Raw genomic sequence first — 2,805 nt, 5'->3', positions numbered from 1 at the left:
GCCGCTATGCCCCCTCTCCCGCCGGGAGAGGGTTGGGGAGAGGGGATCAAAAAGATGAACCGCTCTACTTTAACACTCATGAATTTACCACTACCATCTGTCGATTTAAAACACTTTATCGCGAAGGGCGCAGCGTGTCGTATCCCTACCGAAAAAACCGGAATATAAATGCCAGGTATTCCGCTCGGCTAATCGGCCCTGGAGTCGGTCTGGTGGTCTGGCTAGTCGTCGTATCCATGGCGCAGGCGTCCCCCTGGGCGGAGGTCGCTACGACAACGCCGGGACCTACCGCCGCCATCGGGAGCCCCGCGAACGGCTGCCTCGCAGGGGCACGGCCGTTGCCGGCCACAGGTACCGGCTTCGTCAGCATCCGACGTCACCGCAATCGCTATTATGGTCATCCGGATACGGTCCGCCTGGTGCAGGACCTGGGCCGGGCGCTGAGCAAGCGCACCCATGAGCTGATGATGGTGGGCGACCTTTCGCAACCACGCGGGGGGCTTATGTCGTCCATGCACCGTAGCCATCAAAACGGCATGGATGTGGATATCTGGTTCCGCCTTGCCGGCTCGGCTCGGAGTGCGAACGATCGGTACCCGGAGGGACGCCATCCCGGCAGCATGGTCACGCCCGGGGGATTCGATCTTAGCGGGGACTGGGGTGAGCATCAGCGGTTTCTGCTCAAGGCAAGCGCCGATCACCCGCGGGTGGACCGTATCTTCGTCAACCCGGCCATAAAACGCGCCCTGTGCCGATCCGAACGGGGCGACCGCAGCTGGCTGCGCAAGTTACGGCCCTGGTGGGGGCACGATGCCCACTTTCACGTCAGGCTCAGGTGCCCCAAAGGCAGCCCCCGCTGCAAGCAACAACCCCCCTTCCCTGCCGGAGACGGCTGCGATCAGTCACTCGCCTGGTGGTTCAGCGAGGAGGCGAGAACACCGTCGAAGCAGCCGAAGAAGAAGAAAAAAACCAGACCGCCCATACCAGCCGCCTGCAAGGTGCTGCTTTCCAAACCCTGAGCAGACCGGGATCTCAAAGGTCACCTTGGCTCGGCTTGTCCGGCCCCTCAAGTGCCCGCCGCAAGGCGGCTTCTACCTGTGCCGGTTCCACCGGAAAGGGAATCGCCGCAAAGACCGGGAAGCGGGACAGTAGATTGTCGAGCTTGTGTCGATACTCGTCCTGGAAAAAGACGATGACCTTGACGCCGGGATGGCGCTGTAGGCGGGCCATCAGCGTCTCCAGATTGCTGGTGCGGTCCCGGAAATCCGACTGGAAATTGTATTCGGCGACGATGACGTCGGGGAGCCGCTGCTTGAGGAAGGACTGGGCCTTGCGTTGAGAATTGACAATTTCGGTCCGGAAGCCGAGCTGCCTGTAAAGCGGGGCCAAATTCGGGTAACCCCCGAGCTCCATGATGGCCAAGAGGCAAGGCGATGCGCTCTCCATTTTGGATCATCCCCTCAACAGGCTGTGCATCAGGAGCACAGGTCAGGACAAAGGTAGGTGCGGTTCACCGGAACCCGCATCAATGTCGGTCTCGCGCCAAATCGTCGTCGTCCCCCGCTGCTGCCATGCGTTCCACGTCTTCCACCGGGATACCGAGCAACTCGGAAACCTCCGCGACTCCAAGCCGGCTCAACAGACGACGCACAACCTGCGCCTTCGCGCTCCTCCAGCGTGGGAACGCCGTCGTGTCCGCTCCAGCGGACTCAGCTCCTCTGTGCTAATAGGCGTTGGCTGTTAGAGGCTGTCTAAACAAAGGGTCGTAGGCCAGCGTAGGCGGTAGGCTGGGTTGAGGAACGAAACCCAGCTTTTATGGGCCAGCCTGATTTGCTGGGTCTCGTCCCTCGAGCCAGCCTACCAGCTTAAAATCAATAGGTTAGTTTTTAGACAGCTTCTTAGCCTACCGAGGCGCTTAATCGACGCTGGAGCGTCAGATCCCTCTCCGTCGGGACCAGGTCCGCTCCCACGCTGGAGCCTGGGGAGCCAGCCGACAAATCATTTAAATATTAACCACTACCTTATTCGGCAGCCCTCAGCGGTACCAGGGGAGCACAGGCTTCAGGCAAATACCACCCAGGTGGTGGCGATGTACTTGACCCCCTCCTTCAGCCCCACCGCCTGGTGCTCGTGGGTCCAGAAAGGGGGGAACAAAACCAACTTGCCGCGTCGGGGCCGGATGCTGACGTCCTGATACAGGAACCGGGTCTCGCCGCCCGGTCCTGCAACATCGTTGAGGTACCAGAGCGCAACCAGTTGCCGTTGACTGAATTCGTGACTCCCCCCATCGATGTGCCAATGGTAAAAATCGCCGGTCCGGTAACGCTGTATCTGGTAGCCAACATCCTTGAACGGCCCCTTGAAGTAGGGAAAGGTCTCCCGAAACTCCCTCATAGCCACCGCCAGCGAACGGAAGAACATCTGGTCCACATCCTTCCAGTTCTCCTTGTTGCTCACCACCAGATCCGTGGTTGATTTCACTCCTGAGTCCTCGATCCGGAGCTGACCGATGCGGCCCGCGTGCTGGTGCTCGGGATGGGCCTCGAAGCGCTCGATTACTTCGTCACAGAAGGCGGGCGACAGGGCCAGCGGTCGCTCGAAGATAAAGCTACCGGCCTTGACCTCCCGGATATTCGTAAGGGGCCTGATCCCGCATTCGGTCGGCATACTCATGGCTTGGATATCCTATTGACTTGCCTATTTATTGTCCAGGTAACGCACCGCCCGATAGTGGCTCAGTTCGCGAAAAAACGGAAATTGCGAAAAAACGCAATGACGCAAGGACGCCAAGACGCAAAGAAAGAA

4 protein-coding genes are annotated in these 2,805 nt (G+C 59.7%); 1 reads left to right on the top strand and 3 read right to left on the bottom strand.

Going from position 1 to position 2,805, the window contains the following annotated elements; translation table 11 throughout:
• The first annotated feature begins 212 nt into the window (after positions 1 to 212).
• Positions 213 to 1,019 carry a penicillin-insensitive murein endopeptidase gene (gene mepA, locus BQ17_RS06345; protein WP_256091499.1) on the top strand — a complete coding sequence of 269 codons (807 nt, stop codon included), beginning with the start codon at positions 213 to 215 and terminating at the stop codon, positions 1,017 to 1,019.
• 13 nt (positions 1,020 to 1,032) lie between these two features.
• On the opposite strand, the gene BQ17_RS06340 is transcribed toward mepA, so the two are convergent.
• The 3 genes from BQ17_RS06340 to BQ17_RS06335 form a co-directional block, all read right to left on the bottom strand.
• Complete coding sequence (locus BQ17_RS06340; protein ID WP_089725344.1) at positions 1,033 to 1,446, bottom strand: DNA-binding transcriptional response regulator; 414 nt, start codon at positions 1,444 to 1,446, stop codon at positions 1,033 to 1,035.
• A 79-nt stretch (positions 1,447 to 1,525) separates the two neighbouring features.
• Positions 1,526 to 1,651 carry a hypothetical protein gene (locus tag BQ17_RS23220; RefSeq protein ID WP_256091498.1) on the bottom strand — a complete coding sequence of 42 codons (126 nt, stop codon included), beginning with the start codon at positions 1,649 to 1,651 and terminating at the stop codon, positions 1,526 to 1,528.
• 410 nt (positions 1,652 to 2,061) lie between these two features.
• Positions 2,062 to 2,673 (bottom strand): 2OG-Fe(II) oxygenase family protein, encoded by a 612-nt coding sequence (locus BQ17_RS06335; RefSeq protein ID WP_089725342.1) that lies wholly within the window; start codon positions 2,671 to 2,673, stop codon positions 2,062 to 2,064.
• Positions 2,674 to 2,805: the final 132 nt, after the last annotated feature.

It is taken from the genome of Candidatus Thiosymbion oneisti (genome assembly GCF_900092655.1).
In the GTDB taxonomy this organism is placed as follows: Bacteria; Pseudomonadota; Gammaproteobacteria; order Chromatiales; family Chromatiaceae; genus Thiosymbion; species Thiosymbion oneisti.
The sequence above is the reverse complement of the archived record's forward strand: the minus strand, read 5'-3'. Positions and strand labels throughout refer to the sequence as shown.

Coding starts and splice junctions, on each gene's coding strand:
- BQ17_RS06335 (WP_089725342.1), bottom strand. CDS start 2,673: ATGAGTATGCCGACCGAATGCGGGATCAGGCCCCTTACGAATATCCGG.
- BQ17_RS06340 (WP_089725344.1), bottom strand. CDS start 1,446: ATGGAGAGCGCATCGCCTTGCCTCTTGGCCATCATGGAGCTCGGGGGT.